General features: G+C 30.8%; 18 protein-coding genes and 2 pseudogenes. 17 read left to right on the forward strand and 3 right to left on the reverse strand.

Annotated elements, in window-relative coordinates:
- Window positions 1-4 precede the first annotated feature (4 nt).
- The 11 genes and pseudogenes from ACWJJ2_RS00200 to ACWJJ2_RS00250 all read left to right on the forward strand — a co-directional run bounded on the left by ACWJJ2_RS00200 (window position 5) and on the right by ACWJJ2_RS00250 (window position 12,640).
- Entirely contained in the window at window positions 5-709 is a 705-nt protein-coding gene (locus tag ACWJJ2_RS00200) for an ABC transporter ATP-binding protein (RefSeq protein ID WP_216301680.1), read from the forward strand.
- Complete coding sequence (gene fabD, locus ACWJJ2_RS00205) at window positions 702-1,931, forward strand: ACP S-malonyltransferase (protein WP_216301681.1); 1,230 nt, start codon at window positions 702-704, stop codon at window positions 1,929-1,931. The genes ACWJJ2_RS00200 and fabD overlap by 8 nt, the downstream gene beginning before the upstream one ends.
- On the forward strand, window positions 1,921-5,208 hold the full coding sequence (locus tag ACWJJ2_RS00210) for a condensation domain-containing protein (protein ID WP_462953701.1): 3,288 nt from the start codon (window positions 1,921-1,923) through the stop codon (window positions 5,206-5,208). Before fabD ends, ACWJJ2_RS00210 begins: the two co-directional genes overlap by 11 nt.
- Before the next feature lie 96 nt (window positions 5,209-5,304).
- Window positions 5,305-5,697, forward strand: coding sequence for an acetyl-CoA carboxylase biotin carboxyl carrier protein (locus ACWJJ2_RS00215; RefSeq protein WP_216301683.1), 393 nt, complete (start codon window positions 5,305-5,307; stop codon window positions 5,695-5,697).
- A 126-nt stretch (window positions 5,698-5,823) separates the two neighbouring features.
- A pseudogene (locus ACWJJ2_RS00220) lies at window positions 5,824-6,015 on the forward strand (DUF255 domain-containing protein); the annotation flags it as partial.
- A gap of 362 nt (window positions 6,016-6,377) precedes the next feature.
- Window positions 6,378-6,485: pseudogene (locus tag ACWJJ2_RS00225) on the forward strand (hypothetical protein); the annotation flags it as partial.
- Window positions 6,486-6,683 (forward strand): hypothetical protein, encoded by a 198-nt coding sequence (locus ACWJJ2_RS00230; RefSeq protein ID WP_462954364.1) that lies wholly within the window; start codon window positions 6,486-6,488, stop codon window positions 6,681-6,683. It abuts the pseudogene before it with no gap.
- Window positions 6,684-6,698: 15 nt separating this feature from the next.
- Window positions 6,699-7,136, forward strand: coding sequence for an SRPBCC domain-containing protein (locus ACWJJ2_RS00235; RefSeq protein ID WP_216301685.1), 438 nt, complete (start codon window positions 6,699-6,701; stop codon window positions 7,134-7,136).
- Window positions 7,137-7,440: 304 nt separating this feature from the next.
- Window positions 7,441-9,519: a thioredoxin domain-containing protein gene (locus tag ACWJJ2_RS00240; protein WP_216301811.1), complete on the forward strand. Its 2,079-nt coding sequence runs from the start codon at window positions 7,441-7,443 to the stop codon at window positions 9,517-9,519.
- A 503-nt stretch (window positions 9,520-10,022) separates the two neighbouring features.
- A complete protein-coding gene (argS, locus tag ACWJJ2_RS00245) occupies window positions 10,023-11,747 on the forward strand; it encodes an arginine--tRNA ligase (RefSeq protein ID WP_216301686.1) in 1,725 nt (574 codons plus the stop codon).
- A gap of 173 nt (window positions 11,748-11,920) precedes the next feature.
- Window positions 11,921-12,640, forward strand: a complete 720-nt coding sequence (locus tag ACWJJ2_RS00250; protein ID WP_216301687.1) for a ribonuclease H-like domain-containing protein — start codon at window positions 11,921-11,923, stop codon at window positions 12,638-12,640.
- A gap of 63 nt (window positions 12,641-12,703) precedes the next feature.
- Here ACWJJ2_RS00250 and ACWJJ2_RS00255 read toward each other — a convergent pair whose 3' ends face one another.
- From ACWJJ2_RS00255 to ACWJJ2_RS00265, 3 genes are read right to left on the reverse strand one after another with little or no spacing between them, the layout of a single operon-like run.
- Window positions 12,704-12,859, reverse strand: coding sequence for a FeoB-associated Cys-rich membrane protein (locus ACWJJ2_RS00255; protein ID WP_165414910.1), 156 nt, complete (start codon window positions 12,857-12,859; stop codon window positions 12,704-12,706).
- Window positions 12,860-12,914: 55 nt separating this feature from the next.
- On the reverse strand, window positions 12,915-14,678 hold the full coding sequence (feoB, locus tag ACWJJ2_RS00260) for a ferrous iron transport protein B (RefSeq protein ID WP_165414911.1): 1,764 nt from the start codon (window positions 14,676-14,678) through the stop codon (window positions 12,915-12,917).
- Window positions 14,679-14,711: 33 nt separating this feature from the next.
- The gene (locus ACWJJ2_RS00265; protein ID WP_165414912.1) at window positions 14,712-14,936 is read right to left on the reverse strand and encodes a FeoA family protein; all 225 of its coding nucleotides are present in this window, start codon (window positions 14,934-14,936) and stop codon (window positions 14,712-14,714) included.
- 218 nt (window positions 14,937-15,154) lie between these two features.
- On the opposite strand from ACWJJ2_RS00265, the gene ACWJJ2_RS00270 reads away from it, so the two are divergent.
- The 6 genes from ACWJJ2_RS00270 (at window position 15,155) to pilM (ending at window position 22,577) form a co-directional block, all read left to right on the forward strand.
- Entirely contained in the window at window positions 15,155-15,832 is a 678-nt protein-coding gene (locus ACWJJ2_RS00270; RefSeq protein WP_216301689.1) for a ribonuclease H-like domain-containing protein, read from the forward strand.
- 117 nt (window positions 15,833-15,949) lie between these two features.
- Window positions 15,950-17,650: an adenine deaminase gene (gene ade, locus ACWJJ2_RS00275; protein ID WP_216301690.1), complete on the forward strand. Its 1,701-nt coding sequence runs from the start codon at window positions 15,950-15,952 to the stop codon at window positions 17,648-17,650.
- A 393-nt stretch (window positions 17,651-18,043) separates the two neighbouring features.
- The gene (locus ACWJJ2_RS00280) at window positions 18,044-19,744 is read left to right on the forward strand and encodes a GspE/PulE family protein (RefSeq protein WP_220286012.1); all 1,701 of its coding nucleotides are present in this window, start codon (window positions 18,044-18,046) and stop codon (window positions 19,742-19,744) included.
- Between the two features lie 31 nt (window positions 19,745-19,775).
- On the forward strand, window positions 19,776-20,981 hold the full coding sequence (locus ACWJJ2_RS00285; protein WP_462953702.1) for a type II secretion system F family protein: 1,206 nt from the start codon (window positions 19,776-19,778) through the stop codon (window positions 20,979-20,981).
- A 77-nt stretch (window positions 20,982-21,058) separates the two neighbouring features.
- Window positions 21,059-21,454: a type II secretion system protein gene (locus tag ACWJJ2_RS00290; protein WP_220286010.1), complete on the forward strand. Its 396-nt coding sequence runs from the start codon at window positions 21,059-21,061 to the stop codon at window positions 21,452-21,454.
- Window positions 21,455-21,548: 94 nt separating this feature from the next.
- Window positions 21,549-22,577 carry a type IV pilus assembly protein PilM gene (gene pilM, locus ACWJJ2_RS00295; protein WP_216301694.1) on the forward strand — a complete coding sequence of 343 codons (1,029 nt, stop codon included), beginning with the start codon at window positions 21,549-21,551 and terminating at the stop codon, window positions 22,575-22,577.

The raw sequence follows: 22,577 nt of genomic DNA on the forward strand, positions 1-22,577 counted from the left end.
GTGAATGAAAGACATAATATTAAAAACTGAAAATTTATTTAAAACAGTTACTATAGGAAAAGAAAATACCAATATATTAAATGATGTGAATTTAGAAGTTGAAAAAGGAGAATTCATTTCAATTATGGGCCCATCAGGGTGTGGGAAGAGTACATTACTATATTTATTAGGAGGATTAGATAAACCTTCCGAAGGGAACGTTATATTAAATAATCAAGATATTAATAAATTATCTAATTCTAAAAAGAGTAGATTACGTTGCTCAGAACTAGGTTTTGTATTTCAATTTTATAATCTTGTCCCAGGATTAACTGTAGAGGAAAATATATTACTTCCAGTAGTAATGGCAAGAGAAAAGAGAGCGGATGTGAAGGAAAAGTTAGAGGAATTACTTAAAATAGTTAACTTGACAGATAAAAAAAAGCTTCGTCCTCATCAGCTTTCAGGAGGACAGCAACAAAGAACAGCAATTGCACGTGCACTTATAACAAATCCTAGTGTACTTCTAGCAGACGAACCAATTGGAAATTTAGATAGTGTATCTGGAAACGAAGTAATGAAACTTTTTAAAAGGATAAATGATGAACAAAAAGTTACGATAATTCAAGTTACTCACTCAAATGAATCTGCAGAATATGGAAATAGAATAATTAGAATGCGTGATGGACGGATTATTAACCATAGAGATGGAGTTGTAACGAATGAATAATAAAAAGATAGCAGCACTGTTTCCAGGACAAGGTTCACAATATATTGGAATGTGTAATAAGTTTGCAGACAATAAATGTGTAAACTTAATATTAGAACAAGCATCGAATAAATTAAATATTGATATAAAGAAAATGTGTAATGAAGAAAATAAGGATATTTTCAAAACTGAATTTGCACAGCCAATTATATTAACTGTAAGTTATATTATGTACAAGCTTTATAGAGAACTTGGAGGGGACGTACCAGATATAGCATTAGGACATAGCTTGGGAGAGTTTTCAGCATTGACATGTGCAGGGTGTATAAGTTTTGAAGATGCATTGGAACTTGTGAGCATGAGAGGTAAATTAATGAGTACTGTAGACAATGGCTATGCTATGACTGCAGTAGTTAATGTTAGTTATGAAAATCTTGAAAAAGTAATAGCAAAAATGAGTGAAAAAATATATATATCCAATTATAACTCTCCAACTCAAGTTGTTATATCTGCTAAGGCAGATATTATTGGAAAATTTGAAAAAGAAATTGAAATATTAGGTGGGAACACAAAAAGATTAAAGACATCTCAACCATTTCATACTGAAATTATGCAGGGTGTTGCAATTAAATTTGAAGAGTATATAAATAAATGTAAATTTTCAGAGCCAGAGTTTCATGTAATATCTAATGTAACAGCGGAAGTACATAAGGAAGAATTAATTAAAAAAAGACTTATACAGCAAATATACAAGCCAGTAAATTTCACTCAATGTATGAAAACTTTGAGAAGGCGAGGCATAGAGAATGCCATAGAATTTGGGGCGGGGAATGTATTAACGAGGATAGCTATTCAAAATTACAATGAGATATCAGCATATGCAATGGATGAATATGCTGATAGAAAGCAGCTTAATGACTTAATTAAATTTAATAAGAATAAATCAGTATCATTATTATATATAGTAAATTTATGTTTAGCTGAAGTAACAGGAACAAAATTTGAAAATTATATAGTTGAAGCACATAGAGGGTTAAATGAAAATTATAAAAAACTTGAGTTAATTCGTAATAATTTAGAACAGTCCAATAGTTTAAGTCATGAAAATATAGAGGAAAAGTGTGTTGAGTTATTAAAAAAATGTTTAATGTTAAAAAATGTTCCTATGAACGAGCAAAATAGTATATTAACGAACATAACATCATCTTTTAATGTATATAAGGAGCGTGAATATGAATTATAAAACAATTACGGAAGCCATACTTGATCTTGATAAATGTAGAGAAGAGTCAATAACCTTTATTCTCCATAATGATGAATATAAAGTTAAGTATTCAGATATTTTAGGAAAAGGTAAGCAAGTTTTACACATGATACAGAAGAACGGATTAGTTAAAGGAGATACACTAATTTTTCAGTTCGACGATAATGAACAATTCGTAGTTACATTTATAGCGTGTATTATAGGTGGAATTATTCCTGTGCCTATTGATAGAATACAAAATAAATTTAACATAGAAAGAATTAAAGGGATATTACAAAAGATGCCTAATTCATGGATTATTACAAGTGATTATGTATTAAATAGTGTCTTACAAATTATTGAACATACAGATGATAGTGCATTGATAGAAAAATTTGAAAAACAAGCCATTAGATACGAAAATTATACTGAATTTAATGAATCACAAAAAATTTGCAACCCTAAAGAAGATGATATTTGCTTAATACAATATTCATCAGGTTCAACTAGTCTACCAAAAGGAGTTCAAGTGACACATAAAGCGCTGATTTCAAATGTATCAGGCATTTATGAAGCCGTTGGCGGTACAAAAGAAAGTGAAATATTAACATGGACACCATTAACACATAACTTAGCGTTAATACCTTTTGTGGTACTGCCTTTAGTATATAAAGTTAACACTCATATAATGCAAACATCAATGTTTTTACAAAATCCACTTAATTGGTTACAAAAAATTGATGAGCACAAAATAACTTTTTCTGCAACACCAAACTTTGCATTTAAGTATGTATTACAAGCAATTCAAAAGCTAGGACTTCCTAAATTCGATTTATCATCATTAAAAGTTATTTTTAATGGTGGAGAGCAAATTTCTTTTGAGGCATGCGAAAGTTTTGTAAATATATTAAAACCGTTACAGTTATCACATAATTCAATTATTTCTGTGTATGGAATGTCAGAAGCAACGGTTTGCGTAACTATATCCCCTGTTAATGAACATATTTATGCAGGATATTATAAACGTGAAAGTTTAATTGGTGGAAAAAAGGTTGAGTTAGGTGATGAACAAAGTAATGATATCTGTCTGGTAGATGTTGGATATCCTTTGAATGGAATACAAATTAGAATCTGCGATAACAATAAAGTTTTAGTAGAAGAAGGAGTGGCGGGTGAAATTCAGTTGAGGGGAGACGCTTTGACTCCAGGATATTACGAGTTAGAAGAGGCTACGAAAAATCTTTATACTGATGATGACTGGTTAAAGACTGGAGATATTGGTTTTTTAAATAAGGGTAGATTAACTATTATAGGCCGTGAAAAGGATTTAATAATTGTTAATGGAAAAAATATCTACTGTCATGATGTTGAGAAATATGTAGAAGACTCAGGAGAATGTATAGAATTACAGGTAGTAGCTGTGGCAGCTTTTGATTCTATCTCACAGCGAGACAGAGCAGTTATATTTATTGAAAGTGATATAACATTTGATCAATTTAAAATTATGGCACTCCGAATAAAAGCATATATGGCATTAAACTATGGTTTAATAATTGATGATATTTTACCAGTGAGTAGTATACCTAAAACACTAAGTGGTAAGAAACAACGTTACAAATTAGCAGAGGATTATAAAAAAGGTGAATTTAACCAAATAAAGCAACAAATTAATACTATAGATTGCGGATCTAAATATTTAAAAAGTCTTAAAACTGGAACAGAAGAGATACTTTTTAATATATGGTGTGATGTTTTGAAAAATGATAAGTATGGAGTTGGTGATAATTTCTTTTTATTAGGTGGAAATTCTATTAAAGTTATTGCTATGGTTGGGTTAATAAAAGAAAGATTAAATAAGACGATCCCTGCATCTGTAATATTTAAAAATCCTACTATAGAAAGTTTATCTGTTATTATAGATAAAATGAATAGTGAAAATAATTTTACATTGAAGAATAATCCTAAAGAAGAGTATTATCCATTAAGTAAAGAACAACTTAGAATTTACATTAGTGCATGTCTTGCAGAAAATAATACTGTGTATAATATTCCTATAGCTGCAAGGATATACAATTGTTTGATTGATCCAGTAAAGGCTCAAAATATTATTAATATGTTAGTTCAAAAGTATGAAATTTTACGTACTAGCATAGAACTTGTGAATTTATCTCCTATGCAAAAGGTGCACAATAACGTTGAGATAAATGTTGGGTATAGGGAAATAGATGAAGAAGAGTTAAAGCTCGTTATTGAAACATTTGTAAGACCATTTAACTTAACAGAATCTCCTTTAATGCGTTTAGAAATAAATAATGTCGAAAATGATACGATTATTTTAATAGATATGCATCATATTATTAGCGATGGTACAACTATTTCACTTTTTTTTAATGAATTTTTAAATATATATTATGGAGGAGAACTTCAGCCACCAAGATTCCAATTTAAAGATTATGTAGATTATCAAAATAGTTCGGAATATGATTTAAAAATTCAAGAAATGGAAAAATATTGGATTGAACAATTTAACACAGAGGTATCACCAGTATATTTACCGGAGGATTTTGATAGATTAAAAGTTAAAAGATATAATGGTAAAAGAATAAGCTTTCAGTTAGATAAAGAAATTATAACAGAGGTATTAAATATAGGAAATAAATATAATGTAACTGAATTTATGACATTTTTATCTATATATAATATTTTTATAAATCTTTATACTGGAGAAAATGATATTGTAATTGGAACACCTGTGGCGGGGAGACATTTAAATGAAATTCAAGATATGTTAGGTGTGTTTATAAATATGGTTCCAATACGTAATAATTTTAATGATGAAGTGAAATTCAGTGAATTGTTAAAAATTGTATCAAATAACGTAATAAATGCACTTGATAAGGGAGAATATCCTTTTGATATGTTAATTAAAAAGTTAGGAATTAAGACGGATTCTAGTACAACGCCCTTATTTAATATAGCATTTGTTTATCAGAATTTTATGTATCCTGAAGTTCAAGGGATAAGATATACTTTAAAAGATGTTAATACATCTACATCACAATATGATTTATTATTAACAATTTATACGTTAGATGATGGATTTAAATTTGAATTTGAATATGATACTGATTTATTTAAAGATGAAACTATTGTTCAATTTATTAATTCATTTTATGACATTATTGATCAAATAACACAAAATCCAGAAATTAATATTAATAAAATACAAATCTATGGAAAACAAAATAGTAAAGTAACTATTCATATGTTAAAATAACATCTTGCTCTCATGTAATTTATTAAAGCAGCTTTTAAATTCATGAAGGGTATATGCGACCTGGTCATACGTTTTTATAACAGGAGTTAAATCAAAATGGACATTAATATATTAAAAAAAATTATTAATCAAATGGAACAGTCATCAATTTCATATTTAGAATATAAAGATAGTAACATAAGTTTAAAACTTGCAATGCAAAAAAAACATAACATAAATGACGAAATTGCATGCGCTATAAAAAATAAAGATATTTATTTAATAAAATCAAAGTACGTTGGAATTGTAAAAATCATAGATAATGAAAGCCATCAACCATTTGTTACTCTAGGACAAATGGTTGAAGTAGGTGATTTATTGTGCGTTATAGAATATCTAAACTTGTTTATTCAAATAAAATCTTGTGTATGTGGATATGTTAGTGAAATATGTGTTAGAAATCTATCAATGATTCAATATGGCGAAGTTCTATTTAAGATTGTTATGTAAGAGTCAAATTTAAGGGATTATATAAAGAAGTAACAAGATTATGTTGCTTCTTTATTTTTATGGACTTAAAGTAGTTACATTGGGCATAATATCGTTAATACATATTTGATAGGAGTTGTTGTAGCTATGACTAAACTAGGCACTATTAAACAAAACAAAAAACCTAACAGATTAATTAATGAAAAGTCTCCATACCTTCTGCAACATGCATATAACCCAGTAAGTTGGAATCCCTCGGGTGAGGACGCCCTTACCAAAGCAAAAGATAAACCAATCTTCCTTTCAATCGGTTATTCAACTTGCCATTGGTGTCATGTAACCTAAAGACTGCAATTTATGACAAAGAAGAAACCATTTAAAATCAATGTATTAAGATGCTTTTGCACTAAAACTTCAATTCCTATATAAGCACTAACTTAATTGTAGGTATTGTTTTTTTATGCCTTTTTAAATTGTTATTAAATAATATAGTTACAGAACAATTACTATTAACTAAAGCTGTGTATGTTATATATATGTAAGCGACAAATAACCCGTCACCTAAAATAATGTAATAATACTCCTATGAAGACGAGGAGTATTATTACATGAATAAAAGAAAATTTGAGGCACAATGGATGACATTAGTAGTAATTTGAAAAAAACTTGACATGCAACTAAAAGGTTGCTAATATAAAACTATGGATAAAATATTTAGTGCTCTTGCTGACAAGTCACGTCGTTACTTATTAGATCTGCTTTATGAAAAGAATGGTCAATCTCTTTCTGAACTATGTTCCCGGCTTGAAATGTCAAGACAGGCAGTATCAAAACATCTTTTAATACTAGAAAACGCCGATATTATAGTACCCATATGGAGGGGGAGAGAGAAGATTCATTATATTAATACTGTTCCATTAAGGTTAATTTCTTTGAGGTGGATAAATAAGTTTGATGAAATAAGAATTGAAGACTTGATGGAATTGAAAGGAAATCTTGAAAAATAAACTAAGGAGGATATTATGGAAGGATTTATGTATCAAATAGTTATATCGACCAGTGCGGAGAAAGTATGGGAAGCTCTTATTAAACCTGAATATACAAAAAAATATTGGTTCGGACGCAGTGTAATTTCTAAATGGAATGTTGGTTCCTCTGTATCAGTTATTACACCCGAAGGAAAAGAGGAAGTGAGAGGCGAAGTTATTGAATATAACCCAAACAAAAGACTTTCCTATACTTGGAAAAAGTTTCAAGAAAATACTGAAGAAAAGATCACAACAGTGGTTTTCGAAATACAAGAGATGGGACCCTTAACAAAATTAACGATTTTGCAAGATATAAATGCTGAAGATGCAAAATTCCAGCAAGCTGCTGCTGGATGGACTTTTATTCTTTGTGGAATAAAAACTCTATTAGAAACAGGAGAACCACTTCCGTCGCTTCCTTGGAAGCACTGATAAAGAAAATTGAATATAAAAAAATAACTTAGTATCTTGGATTAAAGAATGATACTAGGTTATTTTTATGGAAGGCTGGTTATATCTGACTGATAAAATGATGTTAATCGGGCGTTTGCATTAGAAATTATGAAATAAGATAAAACTTTCTTTACGGACGACACAAGTGTTTTTGTATTGATATAGGTATGCAACACAAAATTAAACCACTTGGATAAAATGTTATTCTTTATTTTTATGGACTTAAAGTAGTTACATTGGGCATAATATCGTTAATACATATTTGATAGGAGTTGTTGTAGCTATGACTAAACTAGACACTATTAAACAAAACAGAAAACCTAACAGATTAATTAATGAAAAGTCTCCATACCTTCTGCAACATGCATATAACCCAGTAAGTTGGAATCCCTGGGGTGAAGACGCCTTTACCAAAGCAAAAGCAGAAGATAAACCAATCTTCCTTTCAATCGGTTATTCAACTTGCCATTGGTGTCATGTCATGGAGAAAGAATCTTTTGAAAATGAAGAAGTAGCAGCTATTTTAAATAAATATTTTGTATCAATAAAGGTAGATAGAGAGGAACGCCCAGATATAGACAGTATTTATATGACCGTATGCCAAACTTTAACTGGAAGTGGTGGATGGCCCTTAACTATTTTTATGACACCAGATAAAAAGCCATTTTATGCTGGTACGTATTTTCCAAGGGAAAGTAGACATAGAATGCCAGGCATAAAGGATGTACTGAATTCTATAGCACAGCAGTGGAATGAAGAAAGAGAGAATATTATAGCATCTAGTGAAAAAATAGTAGAGCATATAAAAAACATTGATAAAAAGGTTAATCTAGTAGAACTAGGAGAAGAAATAGGCGAGGATGAAATACATAATGCATATAATAGCTTCAAGGGTGTATTTGATTGTGATTATGGTGGATTTGGAAGGTCTCCAAAATTTCCAGCGCCTCATAACTTGCAATTTTTATTGAAATACTGGAGAAATTATAATGAGCCTAAAGCATTAGAGATGGTAGAAAAAACTTTGGAAGCTATGTATGAGGGCGGGATTTTCGACCATATAGGGTTTGGATTCTCAAGGTATTCAACAGATGGGAGATGGCTCATACCTCACTTCGAAAAAATGTTATATGATAATGCACTTTTAGCTACAGTATATATTGAGGCTTTTGAAGCTACAGGCAAAGTATTCTACAAACAAGTAGCTGAAAAAATATTTATTTATATCTTAAGGGATATGACCTCTCCAGAGGGTGGCTTTTACTCAGCAGAGGATGCAGATAGTGAGGGAGAAGAAGGCACATATTATTTATTAACATTAAAGGAAATAGGTTTAGTTTTAGGTGAGGAGCTTTATGAAACCTATTGTAAACGCTACAATATAACGGTTGAAGGTAATTTTGAAGGTAGGAATATTCCAAATCTTATTGGCAAAAAAAGTAGCTCTAAGATAGATGAAAAAATAGAACGCAAATTAGAAGAGATGAGACAAAAGTTATTTGAATATAGGGAAAAAAGAATTCATCCTTATAAGGATGACAAGATATTAACTTCCTGGAATGGGCTTATGATTGCGGCGCTCGCTTATGGTGGAAGAGTTTTTGAAAATAGCGATTATATTACCCAGGCAGAAAAGGCTATGGATTTTATTTTAAGTAACATGATTAATGAAAAAGGAAGATTAATGGCTAGATACAGAGAAGGCGAAATAGCCCATTTAGGCTATTTAGAGGATTACGCCTTCCTTGTGCATGCTTTAATTGAGTTATATGAAGCTACTTTTAATGTAAAATACTTAGCTAGAGCAATAGAGTTTAATGAAAATATGCTTAAGTTGTTTAAAGATGAAGAGCAAGGTGGATTGTTTTTATATGGAGTTGACGGAGAAGAACTAATTGTTAGGCCAAAAGATATATATGATGGTGCTATGCCATCAGGTAATTCAGTGGCTACTTTAAATATGTTAAGGCTTGCTAGATTAAGTGGTAATAGTGAATTAGAAAATGAGGCATACGGGCAATTTGAGGCTTTTGCTTCAAAGGTTAAAACTATAGAAAGTGCTCATGCTTATTTTATGACGGCACTATTATATAGCAAGATACCAGGAAAGGATATTATTATCGCAGGAGAGGGGCAGGGTAGTGTTACTAAAGCTATGATTAAAGAGATTAATAGTAATTACCTCCCATTTGCTACAGTAGTAATAAACACTGGCGATGAAAGGTTAAATTCCATTAATAATGAGTTAAGAGCACATAAACCTTTGCAGGGAAAGACTACTGCCTATATTTGTGAGAATTTTACTTGCAAAGAGCCAATTACTGATTTGAAAAAATTCTCTGAGTATATTAAGATTTATTAATATGCAAAACAAATTGTAAAAAAATTGACAAATATGTACTGTAGTGATATAATTTAAGCTATTATTGAGTAATTATATAATTATATAATCATTAAATTCCATGAAAAGGACAGTACTTTCTTATTAATCTTAAAGCGAGCAAGGGTAGAGTGTAAGCCTTGTAAGGTATAGGAAGTTAAGTGGGCAACTATTTAACAAAATTAGTATTAAATTAATTTTAGGAAGAGAACCTTGGAGAAGCTGCCTGAACTAGTTAAAAGTATTTTTGACTCTTATAGGGTAAGCCGCGAGTAGCGTTAACACATTGAGTGGACTTTATAGTCAACTAGAGTGGTACAGCGGAAGTATAACCCGTCTCTTTATTTAGAGATGGGTTTTTGTTATATTACAATATATATGGATTTTGAAATTAGGATTACAATTAATAAGTGTATCAAGTGAAATGCAGCGCAGGAGGGATAACAATTGTTATCTACCGCAGAGCAATACAGGAGGGAATTTTTATGGATTATAAAAAAATAGTTGCAGAAAGAATTAAACAATTGGTGGAGCTCGATATAGAAACAATAGAGAAGTTAATTGAAATACCCCCAAGACCTGAAATGGGAGAGTTTGCTTTTCCGTGTTTTCAATTAGCAAAAACTATGAAAAAAGCGCCTAATATGATAGCTAATGACCTAAAAGGAAAAATTGAAAATGAGGGTTTTGAAAAAATAGAGTGCTTTGGTCCTTACTTAAATTTCTTCCTAGACAAAGGAGTATTTATTAAAAATACTATAGAAAAAATATTAGAAGAGGGAGAAAGCTATGGTTCATCTAAAATAGGTGAAGGTAAGAATATGATAGTAGAGTATTCATCACCTAATATAGCAAAGCCATTTCACGTAGGACATTTATTCACTACAGTTATAGGTAACTCTTTATATAAGATACTTTCTTTTGAAGGATATAATTGTACTGGAATTAATCATCTCGGGGATTGGGGAACACAATTTGGTAAGCTTATTTACGCCTATAAAAACTGGGTAGACGAAGATGCATTAGAAAAAGAGCCTATTAATGAATTATTAAGAATTTATGTGAAATTCCATGAAGAGGCTGATATTGACCCAACACTTAATGATGAAGCAAAAATGTATTTTAGGAAATTAGAAGACGGTTGCGTTGATGAAGTTAAGCTTTGGACTAAATTTAGAGACTTAAGCCTAGTAGAGTTTAAGAAACTTTACAAAACTTTAAATGTTGAATTTGATTCTTATGCTGGGGAAAGTTTTTACTGTGATAAAATGGATGACATAATAAAAGACATAGATTCAAAGGGCCTACTTGTAGACAGTAATGGAGCTAAAGTTGTAATGCTCGATGAATACAATATACCACCTTGCATAATTAAAAAATCAGACGGTGCTACAATTTATGCTACTCGTGATTTAGCTGCAGCAACTTACAGAAAGAAGACTTATGATTTTCATAAAAATATTTATGTAGTTGGAAAAGATCAAGCTCTTCATTTTAAGCAAGTATTTACTACTTTAAAGCTTATGGGCAATGAGTGGGCAGATGATTGTGTGCATGTACCTTTTGGCACAGTAAGATTTGCAGATAAAAAATTATCTACAAGAAAAGGCGATGTTATTTTCTTAGATGAATTATTAGATCAAGCAGTGGTTAAAACTCTTGAAGTAATAAATGAAAAAAATCCAGAGCTTGAAAACAAAGAAGATGTAGCTAAAAAAGTAGGAATAGGTGCTATTGTATTCACTTATTTAAAAAATCATAGAGAAAGAGATATTGTCTTCAATTGGGAAGAAATGCTTAGCTTTGATGGGGAAACAGGTCCTTATGTGCAATATACTTATGCAAGAGCAAAAAGCATATTAAGAAAAGTTGGAGAAAATAGCAATAAACCTGAAACTAATGAAGTTAGAACTAATGTAGAACCTGATTATAATAAATTAAATTCTAAAGAAGAATTTGAACTTGTTAAGCAGTTAGAAGGTTTCCAAAGTGCAATTATGGCTGCTATTGATAAATTAGAACCATCTATGGTTACAAGATATGTTATTGAGGTAGCAAAGGCATTTAATAAATTTTATAATCAGCACAATATATCAAATTTAGAAGATGAATCGAATAAAAAAGCAAAAATTAAAATGGTAGAATCTACTTGCCAAGTAATCAAGAACGCGTTAAACCTTATAGGGATAGAAGTTGTAGACAGAATGTAGCATATACTCGGTATTCCTTTGGATTTGCGTTATTGCAATTATTTGCAATAACGCTGTTTTTAATGTATTATTAGATTATAGAAAAATGTAAAACTTGTTTAGAATTATTTAGCAAATAAAAAACACATTTGTTGTAATAGATACTTTTCTTTTTTTATAGATTAGGGGGAACTATGTTTATCAAAAAATACAAAATTAAGGTTATTTTGCCTAACGAAATTTTCACCAAATATAAGATGGACACTATTGCGTATTTAGATATTGAAGCTACAGGGTTCGATATGGAATATGATAAAATAGTATTGATATCTTTAGGGTATTACTTAAACAAAGATGAATTTGAAATCGTTCAATATTTTGCGGAGGCGCCAAGCGACGAGGAGAGTCTTTTGAAAGAACTTAAGAAAGCGATGGGTAATTTTAAAAGATGGTGTTCTTATAATGGAACAGCCTTTGATGAGCCCTTCATAATTAGAAAGATGTACAGATATAATCTTGGGTTTAGAATGCCAAGGGAACATATAGATTTATTTAGGATTATAAGACCTTTTCATAAAAAAATGGGAATTAAAAATTGCAGTTTAAAAAGTGTAGAGCAGTTCACTGGTATTAACAGAAAAGATGAAATAAATGGGGCTATGTGGGTTGAACTATATAATGAATACCTAGTAAAACATGATGAAAAGTCTAAGGAAATTCTTATGCTTCATAATTATGAGGATGTTGTGAATTTGCCTAAAATTTTCAATGTAGTTGATATTATTGAAAATGATTTGGATCTTAAGAGAAAAGAAAAATTAGCTAAAAAACAAATAGCTTTTTTGAAAAGTAATAGAACCACTAATGAACCACTAAAAATGGTGAGTACCAGGTTATCTATATTAGCAAAATAGTGCAGAGTTAAGATTAAAAAAAACAGTGGTATAGTACAAAAATGTACTATACCACTGCTTTTTTTATTGAATTTTATTGGGGGGCTTTATCTCACAACTATGGCTACAGCCTTTACAGCCATTTCCACAACCACAATCACCACTTGCTTGCTTTTTTATATTAGAATACAAGATATATCCAGCTACAACTATAATCACACCAACAATAATAAATTCCACGCTAGCATCACCTCTTTATATTTTATACTATATATTTTATGCTATAAATTTTTTATTATCCAATTATAATACTACCTACATTAAATATTATAAAAGAAACTATCCAAGCTAATAGCAATTGATATGTTAAAGAAAAAATTGCCATTTTATTTCCATATTCCTTTTTCATAGTTGCGATTACCGATACACAGGGAGTATATAATAATACGAAAACTAAGAAACTATAAGCCGATAGTGGCGTAAAATAATTAGCTAAAATATGTTTTAAATTACCTCCATATATAACACCCATTGTACCTACAACTACTTCCTTAGCCATAAGACCAGTTAAAAGTGCTACCGAATTTTGCCATGAAGCAAATCCAAGTGGTATAAATACTGGATTTATAAATTTTCCTATTGAAGCTAAAAAGCTAATGTTTATATCAACCATACCTGTAGTATTGAAATTTGATAAAAACCATATTATTACGGAAATTGAGAAAATTATAGTGCCGGCTTTCTTTAAGAAGCCTTTACCTTTTTGCCAAGTGTGTATTAATAAGCTTTTTGGTTCTGGTAATTTATATACAGGTAATTCTATAATAAAAGGTTCTTCATCCTTTTTGAATAAAGTATTTTTAAATAGTAGGCCAATTCCAAAGGCTAAACCAATACCTAGTAAGTATAATGAAAATACCATGAAGGTTTCTCTTCCAGGAAAAAATATTGATGCAAACAATGCATAAACTGGAAGCCTGGCATTGCAGGACATAAGAGGAACTAAAAGTGCTGTTAATTTTCTGTCTTTATCACTCTCTAGAGTTCTAGCAGACATTATAGCTGGAACAGAGCAACCGAAACCAACAATTAAAGGAATAAAAGCTTTACCTGATAAGCCCATTTTTCTCATTAACTTATCCATTATAAAAGCAGCTCTTGCCATGTATCCACTGTCTTCTAAAAATGAGATACCTAAGAATAATGTCAATATAACAGGTAAAAATACTATTACGGAACCAACTCCGCCTACGATACCATCAATTAGTAGAGAAGAAAACCAAGCGCTGTTACTCGCAAGTACAATACGTAAAAATGGAACGAAAAAATCATTAAGCAAACTATCTAGAAGATCAGCTAAAGGTTGTCCAACCCAGGTAAATGTAAACATAAAAATTAAAAATAAACTTCCGAAAAATAGCGGATAAGCAAGTATTCTATTAAGCACAATTTTATCTATTTTTTCTGTAATAGAAGCTTTATTATCAGTGTTTTTATTAGTAATTGATTTTAATAAACATTCAATGTAATCATAAGTTTCTTTTTCATCTTTAAATTTTAGACTGTTTGTAGAAGTGGTAATGTAATCCTTTTTGAGGAGGCAATCGCGAACATCAGAAATACCTTTACCTTTTGAAGCTACTATAGGTATTATTTTTACCCCTAGTTTTTGTTCTAAAAGTTTTAAATTAATGTCTATTCCCTTAGATATTGCTACGTCTATCATGTTTAATACTAAAATTATCGGTTTGTTAAATTGTTTTAATTGAGTTGTAAGGTATAAATTTCTATCAAGGCTCGATGCATCAACAATATTTACAATTACATCTACGTTACTGCTTTGCAAAAATTCCTTGGAAACTTTTTCTTCGTTTGAATAAGTGTCCATGGCATAAATACCAGGCAAGTCAACAATTTTAATTTTATTAGCTATAAAGCCTTCTTTTTTTTCTACGGTCACTCCAGCCCAATTACCTACGTATTGGTTAGAACCTGTAAGTGCATTAAATAGAGTTGTTTTGCCAACATTAGGATTACCTAGTAAAGCAGCAGTAATCATTCAAATCCTCCTTATTATATCTCGCTATAATAATTATGCAATTTTTATAGATATATTTTTAGCGTCATTTTTTCTAATGGCTAAATTGAAACCGCGTAAATTTATAATTATAGGATCCCCTAGAGGTGCGGTAGCTACTAATTTAACTTCAGTACCTTCTATGAAGCCTAATGCGAGTAATCTTTTAGCAAATTTATCATCCCCGCAAACGGAGTCAATGAGCGCTTTATCTCCTGGCTTTAAATCGTAAATACTTATAATAATCACTCCTTAATGAAAACAATTCTCAATTGTAATTTTAACATGTTTATCTATTAGTGTCAATATGAAGTAACAAGAAAAATCATTAAATTTTAAAAATGATTTTATAAAATAGTGGAAATGTGATAACATATAAATAGAGCAGAGGTTTAAATTAGACATGTGCAAATTTACGGTTTTGCTTTTTAGAAAACTTAGTAGAAAAGAGTGATATTGTGATTACAAAACTTAGTAGTATTAAGGTAGGGGAAATTTCAGTGGAAGGGGCCCTTACTATAGACGGAAATAAGCAACTCTTTAAAGATGCATTGTTTTTTGATTTAGAACATTACATTTATAAAAAGCCCATATGTATAGGAGTTTTTGGGTGCTGCTATTATGATGAAATTTCAAATGAGTTAAAGGTTACCCAATATATGGCGGAAAATAAAAAAGATGCTATAGAAATATTATCTTTAGCTAAAAATTATTTTGAAGAAATGAAGATGAAGTATAATAAAAAATTCATCGTTACATTTTCAGGGAATAATGATTTTACAGTTATAAACTATTTGTTAAAAGCTCATAAAATAGATTTTATACTAGAAGGGTATTTTGGCGAAGTAGATTTGCAGAAATGTTATGAAAAAGCTGAAGGAACATGTATTGGGCTTAAAGCTCTAGAAAAGATATTTGAGATTGATCGCGAAAGTGAGGTAATTAGTGGCTCTAATTTAGCTAAAACCTTTGGTAAAATAGTAAAAGATGCTGAGTATATAAATAGAATGCCTAAAGAAAAAAAAGAAAAAATATTATTATATAATCAACAAGATGTTGTTAGTTTATTTTATATATATGTTGATTGGTACAATAAAATACAGTTAAAAACTGAGGAAAGCATAGCACATCAATAGCTGTGTTTTTTTATTTGCTAAAAAATTTTAGATTAACTTAGTAATGAGGAATACTGTAAGCATTTCCATAATAATTTAATAGAAGGGTGTTTTAAAATTATTAGAGGAGGGAAGCATATGGAGCAGACTCGGAGAAACATTGATGCAGCGATGGGAAGGGTTAAAGCAGATTTAGTGCTAAAGAATGCGAATTTTATAAATGTGTTTACTGAAAATATAGATAGAGGGGATATTGCTATACTAGGCGATACTATTATAGGAATTGGTGAATACGATGGAACCGCTGAAATTGATTGCTCAGATTTATATGTTTCGCCGGGATTCATTGATTCGCATGTACACATAGAATCCTCCATGATTATGCCCAAGCAGTTTGCGGAGGTGATAATTAAAAAAGGTGTAACTACAATAATAGCAGATCCACATGAAATAGCTAATGTAGAAGGAATGAACGGTATTAACTTTATGATAAATAATAGTAAAAAAGCACCTATAGATGTTTTTTTTATGCTACCTTCTTGTGTTCCGGCAACAAACTTTGAGGATAGTGGATTCGTTCTTAATGCTAATAATTTTGATAAATTAATCAATAATAAGCTAGTTTTAGGTCTCGGTGAAGTAATGGATGTGACCGCAGTTACAAATAAGGATGAAAATATATTAAAAAAAATAGATATAGCAAAGCACAAACATATAGATGGTCACTGTCCTAATATATCGCCTAGGGAGTTAAATGCATACTTAAGCTGCGGTGTAAGAACAGATCATGAAAGCGAAAATGCCAAAGAAGCCTTACTAAAAGTTAGTAGGGGAATGTACGTAATGCTGCGAGAAGGATCAGCTGCAAGAAATTTAAAGGACATTCTTCCCGCTGTTACCAAGAATAACTTCGGAAGATTTTTATTTTGCACGGATGATAGACATGTAGACGATTTACTAGAGAGTGGCTCCATAGATAACTGTATTAGAATTTCTATAAAGCAGGGAATTAATCCTATAAATGCGTTTATAATGGCCTCATTTAATGCAGCTAAATGTTATGGTTTGTTGGATAGAGGAGCTATAGCACCAGGATATAAAGCAGATTTAGTGCTATTTGAAGACTTAAAGGGCGTAAATATAATGAAAGTTATAAAAAATGGTAAAGAGTATAAAGAATTACCGGGCACAAAACATGTAGACTTAAAAATAAAATCGTCCATGCATATGGATTTTATAGATAGTGAAATTTTCAAAGTTAAAAGTAATGCTAAAGCTGTAAATGTGATAAAATTAATTCCGAATTCCTTGCGAACTAAATTGGTACAGAGGAAAACAGAAAGTGAACTTGGTTATATAAAGAGAGTGGCAGAAAGAGATGTATTAAAAATAGCAGTAATTGAAAGACATCATAATACAGGTAAGCATTTTGTTGGATTTATAGAAGGATTAGGATTAAAACATTGCTCCATAGCACAAACTATAGTCCATGATTCTCACAACCTTATAGTCGTTGGAGATAATGATAAGGACATGGAGGTGGCAGTTAATACTCTTGTTTCGATTGGTGGAGGTATAGCTATGGTGTCTGAGGGGAAAGTTATTGCTCAGCTAAGCTTGCCAATTGCGGGGCTAATGACCTTTGAGTCCCCATATATGGTGTCAGAGCACCTAAATAGGCTTAGTAGAATTGCCAGAGGCTTTGGAGTACGAGAGGAATATGACCCTTTTGTAAGCTTATCTTTTATGGCACTTCCAGTAATACCTGAAGTTAAAATTACTACTAGAGGATTGTTTGACTATAATAAGCATGCATTTATAAAGCTTATTGTCGAATAATAGCGGAAATAAAAATCTTACAATAATAATTAATATTATTGTAAGATTTTTTTTAAACCCATTTCTAAATGATGAACATATTAATTAATAAAGTATATTTATGAAAAGGAGATATAGGGATATTTATTTATCCCACAAAATTAACGTTTTCTTTAGAATTATGTTGAATATTCATAAAAAACTATGCATATAATTTGCAAAATAAGGGGTGCACTGATGGCGGGTATTGTGATTGGATTTAAAAAAATAAAAAATCCGTAAATATTTTTGATATGAGTACATATACTGTCAGAGGGGTATTTAAATTTAGCGTACTAAATATTATATAATGTGTTATGAAGCTATTAATGAGAAATTTAATAACAGTGAAAACATGATTAGGAGTGGGGAAATATGAGTCTTCAAAATAAACAGAAATTAGGATATATACTTGTTCAAACCAAGAAAATAACTGAAGAACAGTTGAAATCAGTTTTGAAAAAACAAAGAATATCTGGGAAAAGACTTGGAGAACAACTTATAGAGGACAATATTTTAACGGAAGATGTAATAATAGATGTACTTGAAATACAACTAGGAATTATGAGAGTAGATTTAGAAAGAACTGTTGTAAATATGGAAGCAGTTAAATGTATATCTGAAAGTCTAGCTCTTAGATACAATTTGATTCCTATAGATATAGAAGACAATAAAATCAAAGTTGCTATGGCAGACCCATTAAATGTGTTTGCAATCGATGATGTGGGCATATCATCAGGTTACGAGGTAGAACCTTTAATTACAACTCAAACAGCCATTAAAAAGTCTATAGATAGATATTACTCGTCGCAATATGTTCAAAAGGCAGCAAATGAACTAGTAAAATCTCAAACTCAAAGTGATATAAAGGGACTTAGCGTGGAGGAATCTGATAGTCTTGAAAACATTAAGAATGCTCCTGCGGTAAGGCTTGTAGATTCTCTAGTTAAAAATGCAGTAAAAAGCAGGGCTAGTGACATTCACATAGAACCCTTTGATGAGTATGTTAGGGTTAGATATAGAATCGATGGTGAGCTTCATGAAGTATTGAAGTCTCCCAAGGAAACCTTAGCTGCATTGGTAACAAGAATAAAAATACTTGGTAACATGAATATAGCAGAGAAAAGACTTCCTCAAGATGGAAGAATACTAATGAATATAGAGAAAAAAGATTACGATCTTCGCGTATCTATTCTTCCTACGGTTTATGGAGAGAAAGTGGTTATTAGAGTGCTTGACAGAGAAAACTTTCTTAAATCTAAGAAGCAACTAGGATTAAGTAAAGATGACTTAGAAAAGGTAGAGGGTATAATTAAAAGCCCTTACGGTATTATTTTAGTAACGGGGCCTACAGGAAGTGGTAAGTCTACCACGTTATATAGTATTTTAAGTGATTTGAATAAGGAAAATACTAATATTATAACTGTAGAAGACCCAGTAGAATACTTAATAGATGATATAAATCAAGTTAATGTGAATATTAAGGCGGGACTAACCTTTGCGTCAGGCCTTAGATCTATTTTAAGACAAGATCCAGATATAATAATGATAGGTGAAATCAGAGATAGTGAAACAGCAGAAATAGCGATTAGGTCCGCTATTACAGGACATTTGGTTTTAAGCACGATTCATACCAACGATGCGGCCTCAGCAGTAGTAAGACTTTCGGACATGGGAATAGAACCATACCTAGTGGCAACTTCGGTAAGTGGAGTTATTTCACAAAGACTTGTGCGGAGGATATGTAAGCACTGTAAAACTTCTTTCGAAGCTAGTAGTTATGAAAAAACAATATTAGGATTAGAAGAGCAAGAGACGCTAAAGCTTTATAAGGGCGAGGGTTGTACCTACTGTAATAACAGTGGGTTTTCGGGCAGAACAGGTGTCTATGAGATTATGGAAATTACTAGAGAAATAAGGGAAAGCATTCTACTTAACAAAAGCATAGATCAAATTAAAGATATAAGCATTAGAAATGGAATGAAAACCCTTAAAAAATCCTGTGAGGAGCTGGTTTATAGTGGTGAAACTACAATAGATGAATTAATAAAAATAGCTTTTTCAAAGGATAGTTAGCAGTCGTGCTAACTATAAAGGGGGTGTATGAGTGTCGGTTTTCGTATATGAGGCAAAAAACGTTCAAGGTGTTTCATTAAAAGGTAAAATGGAGGCCTCAAATGAAAGAGCTGTAAGTATGATGCTTAGAGAGAAAAGCTATTATCCTGTTAGAATAAAAGAATATAAGAAATCCTTAAATGTAGATTTAAGCTCTCTTAAAATGGTTAGTACAAAGGATATATCAATATTTTGCAGACAGTTTTCAGTTATAGTTTCTGCGGGAATCAGTATAGTTAAGGCTGTAGATATAGTTAAAGAACAGACAGAAAATCCAAAGCTTAAAAAAGTTTTATATGTTGTGAGTGAAGAGATACAAAAGGGTAAAACTTTTTCAATATCCCTTAGAGAACACAAAGATATTCCAGATATGCTAGTAAATATGGTTGAGGTTGGAGAAACTAGCGGGAATTTGGACACAATTTTGGGAACATTAGCTAAGTATTATGAGAATGAGCATAAACTACAGCAAAAAATAAAGCAGGCCATAACATATCCAAAGGTTATTGTTATTTTTTCATTTATTGTTGTAACTGGGATTGTAATCTTTGTGGTGCCTACATTTACAAATATGATTATAGACGCAGGAGGAAAAATTCCACTTCCTACTAAAATTGTTATGGGCATCAGTAATTTTTTTAGAGAAAATATAATAGCTGTAACTTTAATTATGTTATTTACTTTTCTATTGTTTAAAATTTTGGGCAATAAGGGTAAGAGAAAATTGAGAAATGATAGATATACTATGAAAATGCCTATATTTGGGAAGCTATATTTGAAGATTGTAACAGCTAGATTTGCTAGAACATTTGGAATACTTTTATCTAGTGGAGTACCAATGATTGAAAGTTTAGAAACCTGCGCGAAGGTCCTTAATAGTAGAACAATTAGTGATATACTTTTTTCTATTAAAGAAGAAGTTAAAAAAGGGATAGGTCTTGGTGATGCTTTGTCAACTAGGGAAATCTTTCCACTGATGCTTACTCAAATGATTAAAATAGGTGAAGAATCTGGTAATATGGATGAGGTCTTAAAGAAAACGGCTGATTTTTATGATGATGAGGTAGCGAACGCTACAGCACAAATGACTGCTTTAATAGAACCCCTTATAATAATAGGATTAGCAATGGTAGTCGGATTTATAGTGGTATCAATAATACTACCTATCTTTGGCATGTATGATGCAGTAGGGGTCTAAAGGGTCTAAATTTGATAATTATCAAAGCTAATACTTTGATGAATATAAATATTATATGAAAAGGGAGGAATTATAAAATGATTGAAACGATTATTAAAAAGAAGAAAAAAGGATTTACACTTATCGAGCTTATTGCAGTTATAGCAATACTTGCTATACTAGGTGCTATTTTGGTGCCAAAAATTACAGGCTATTCCGACAGTGCTAAGAAAGCTAAGGCTATATCGGATGCTAAAATTATAGTGAATGCAGCAGCAGCCTACAATGCTGATCATGAAACTGCACAAATTGCAGATACAGGTACTTTTAAACTTGGATTAGATGCAATTATAGGAACTGGAACTGGAAAAGTTATAGAGGTAAAACCTAGTGAATTTTCTGAGGTCACAACATTAGCACAATTAAAGGTGATTGCAGCTGCTGGCAAAGATCATATAATTCTTGATAGTAATGGAATGGTAACATCTAACTAATAATTTAAGGTTTTTAGCTTAATCAAGGTGATTCAATGCTTTGGTTAAGCTTATTATTGAATGAAATTTTATTACTAAACATGAGGTGAATTAAGTGTTTGAAAAGGATAGAATTGCTCTAGACTTAGGTTCTACCAGTATGAAAATAATGATAGGTAATAAAAAACAAGTTAAGTTATTTGAAACTATAAAAACCTCAGAGGGTAGCATTAAAGATGATAAAATAGTGAATCTTGAAGAAATCAAGGATTCACTTGGAGTGTTTTTAAAGAAGAACAACATTAGAACAAAGGAGATTGCCTTTACTATCCATGGACAAGAGGTTATATCAAGACATACAGAAATGCCAATAATGGATGATAGAGGAATAAAAACTTCACTTGAATGGGAAATGAATCAGTATCTCCCAAGAGATATAAGCGAATACACTATCGATTATGAAATTATAGAGAAAATAGATACCTCAGAAAAAAAAGCATTAAGACTTTTAGTTTCGGCTGTACCTAAAGAAAAAATCAACCAATTAGTTAAAATTTCTCAAATGTTAAATTTAGAGATTGTAGCAATAGATATTTCTTCTAACTGTGCACGAAGAGTGTTTAAAGATGCTTCAAAAAAGAGTACTTCATCAGAGAATATTGGAGTTATAGATATTGGTAGTAACAATACCAATATAATAATATTAGATAAAGGAAAACTTTTTATTGAAAGAGAAATTCCATTTGGTGTAAATAATATACTCAAGGAAATTATTAAAAAAGAAAACATTGAGCACATTAGTGCATTTGAATATTTAGAAAAAAATATTAATTTTATAGAAAATAAAGATGATAATGAACTTGAAGGCAGAATAAAAGCACTTTTTAATAATGTTTTATTATCTTTAGAAAAAATAGTCACTTTCTTTACAATAGGTAAAACTAAGGGTAATTTGGATAGTATATATTTAATTGGCGGAGGTTGTGTAATTAATGGTTTAAGTGAATACGTTAGTAATTATTTTAACTGCTCTGTATATATTTTAGATGATGCTAAGAGTATTGGAGTGAAGACAATAATTCCTACTGAATGCAATATAAAACATTTTATTGGCACCCTAGGCCTTTTACTTAGAAAGGAGTAA

It is taken from the genome of Clostridium sp. CM039 (assembly GCF_055081075.1).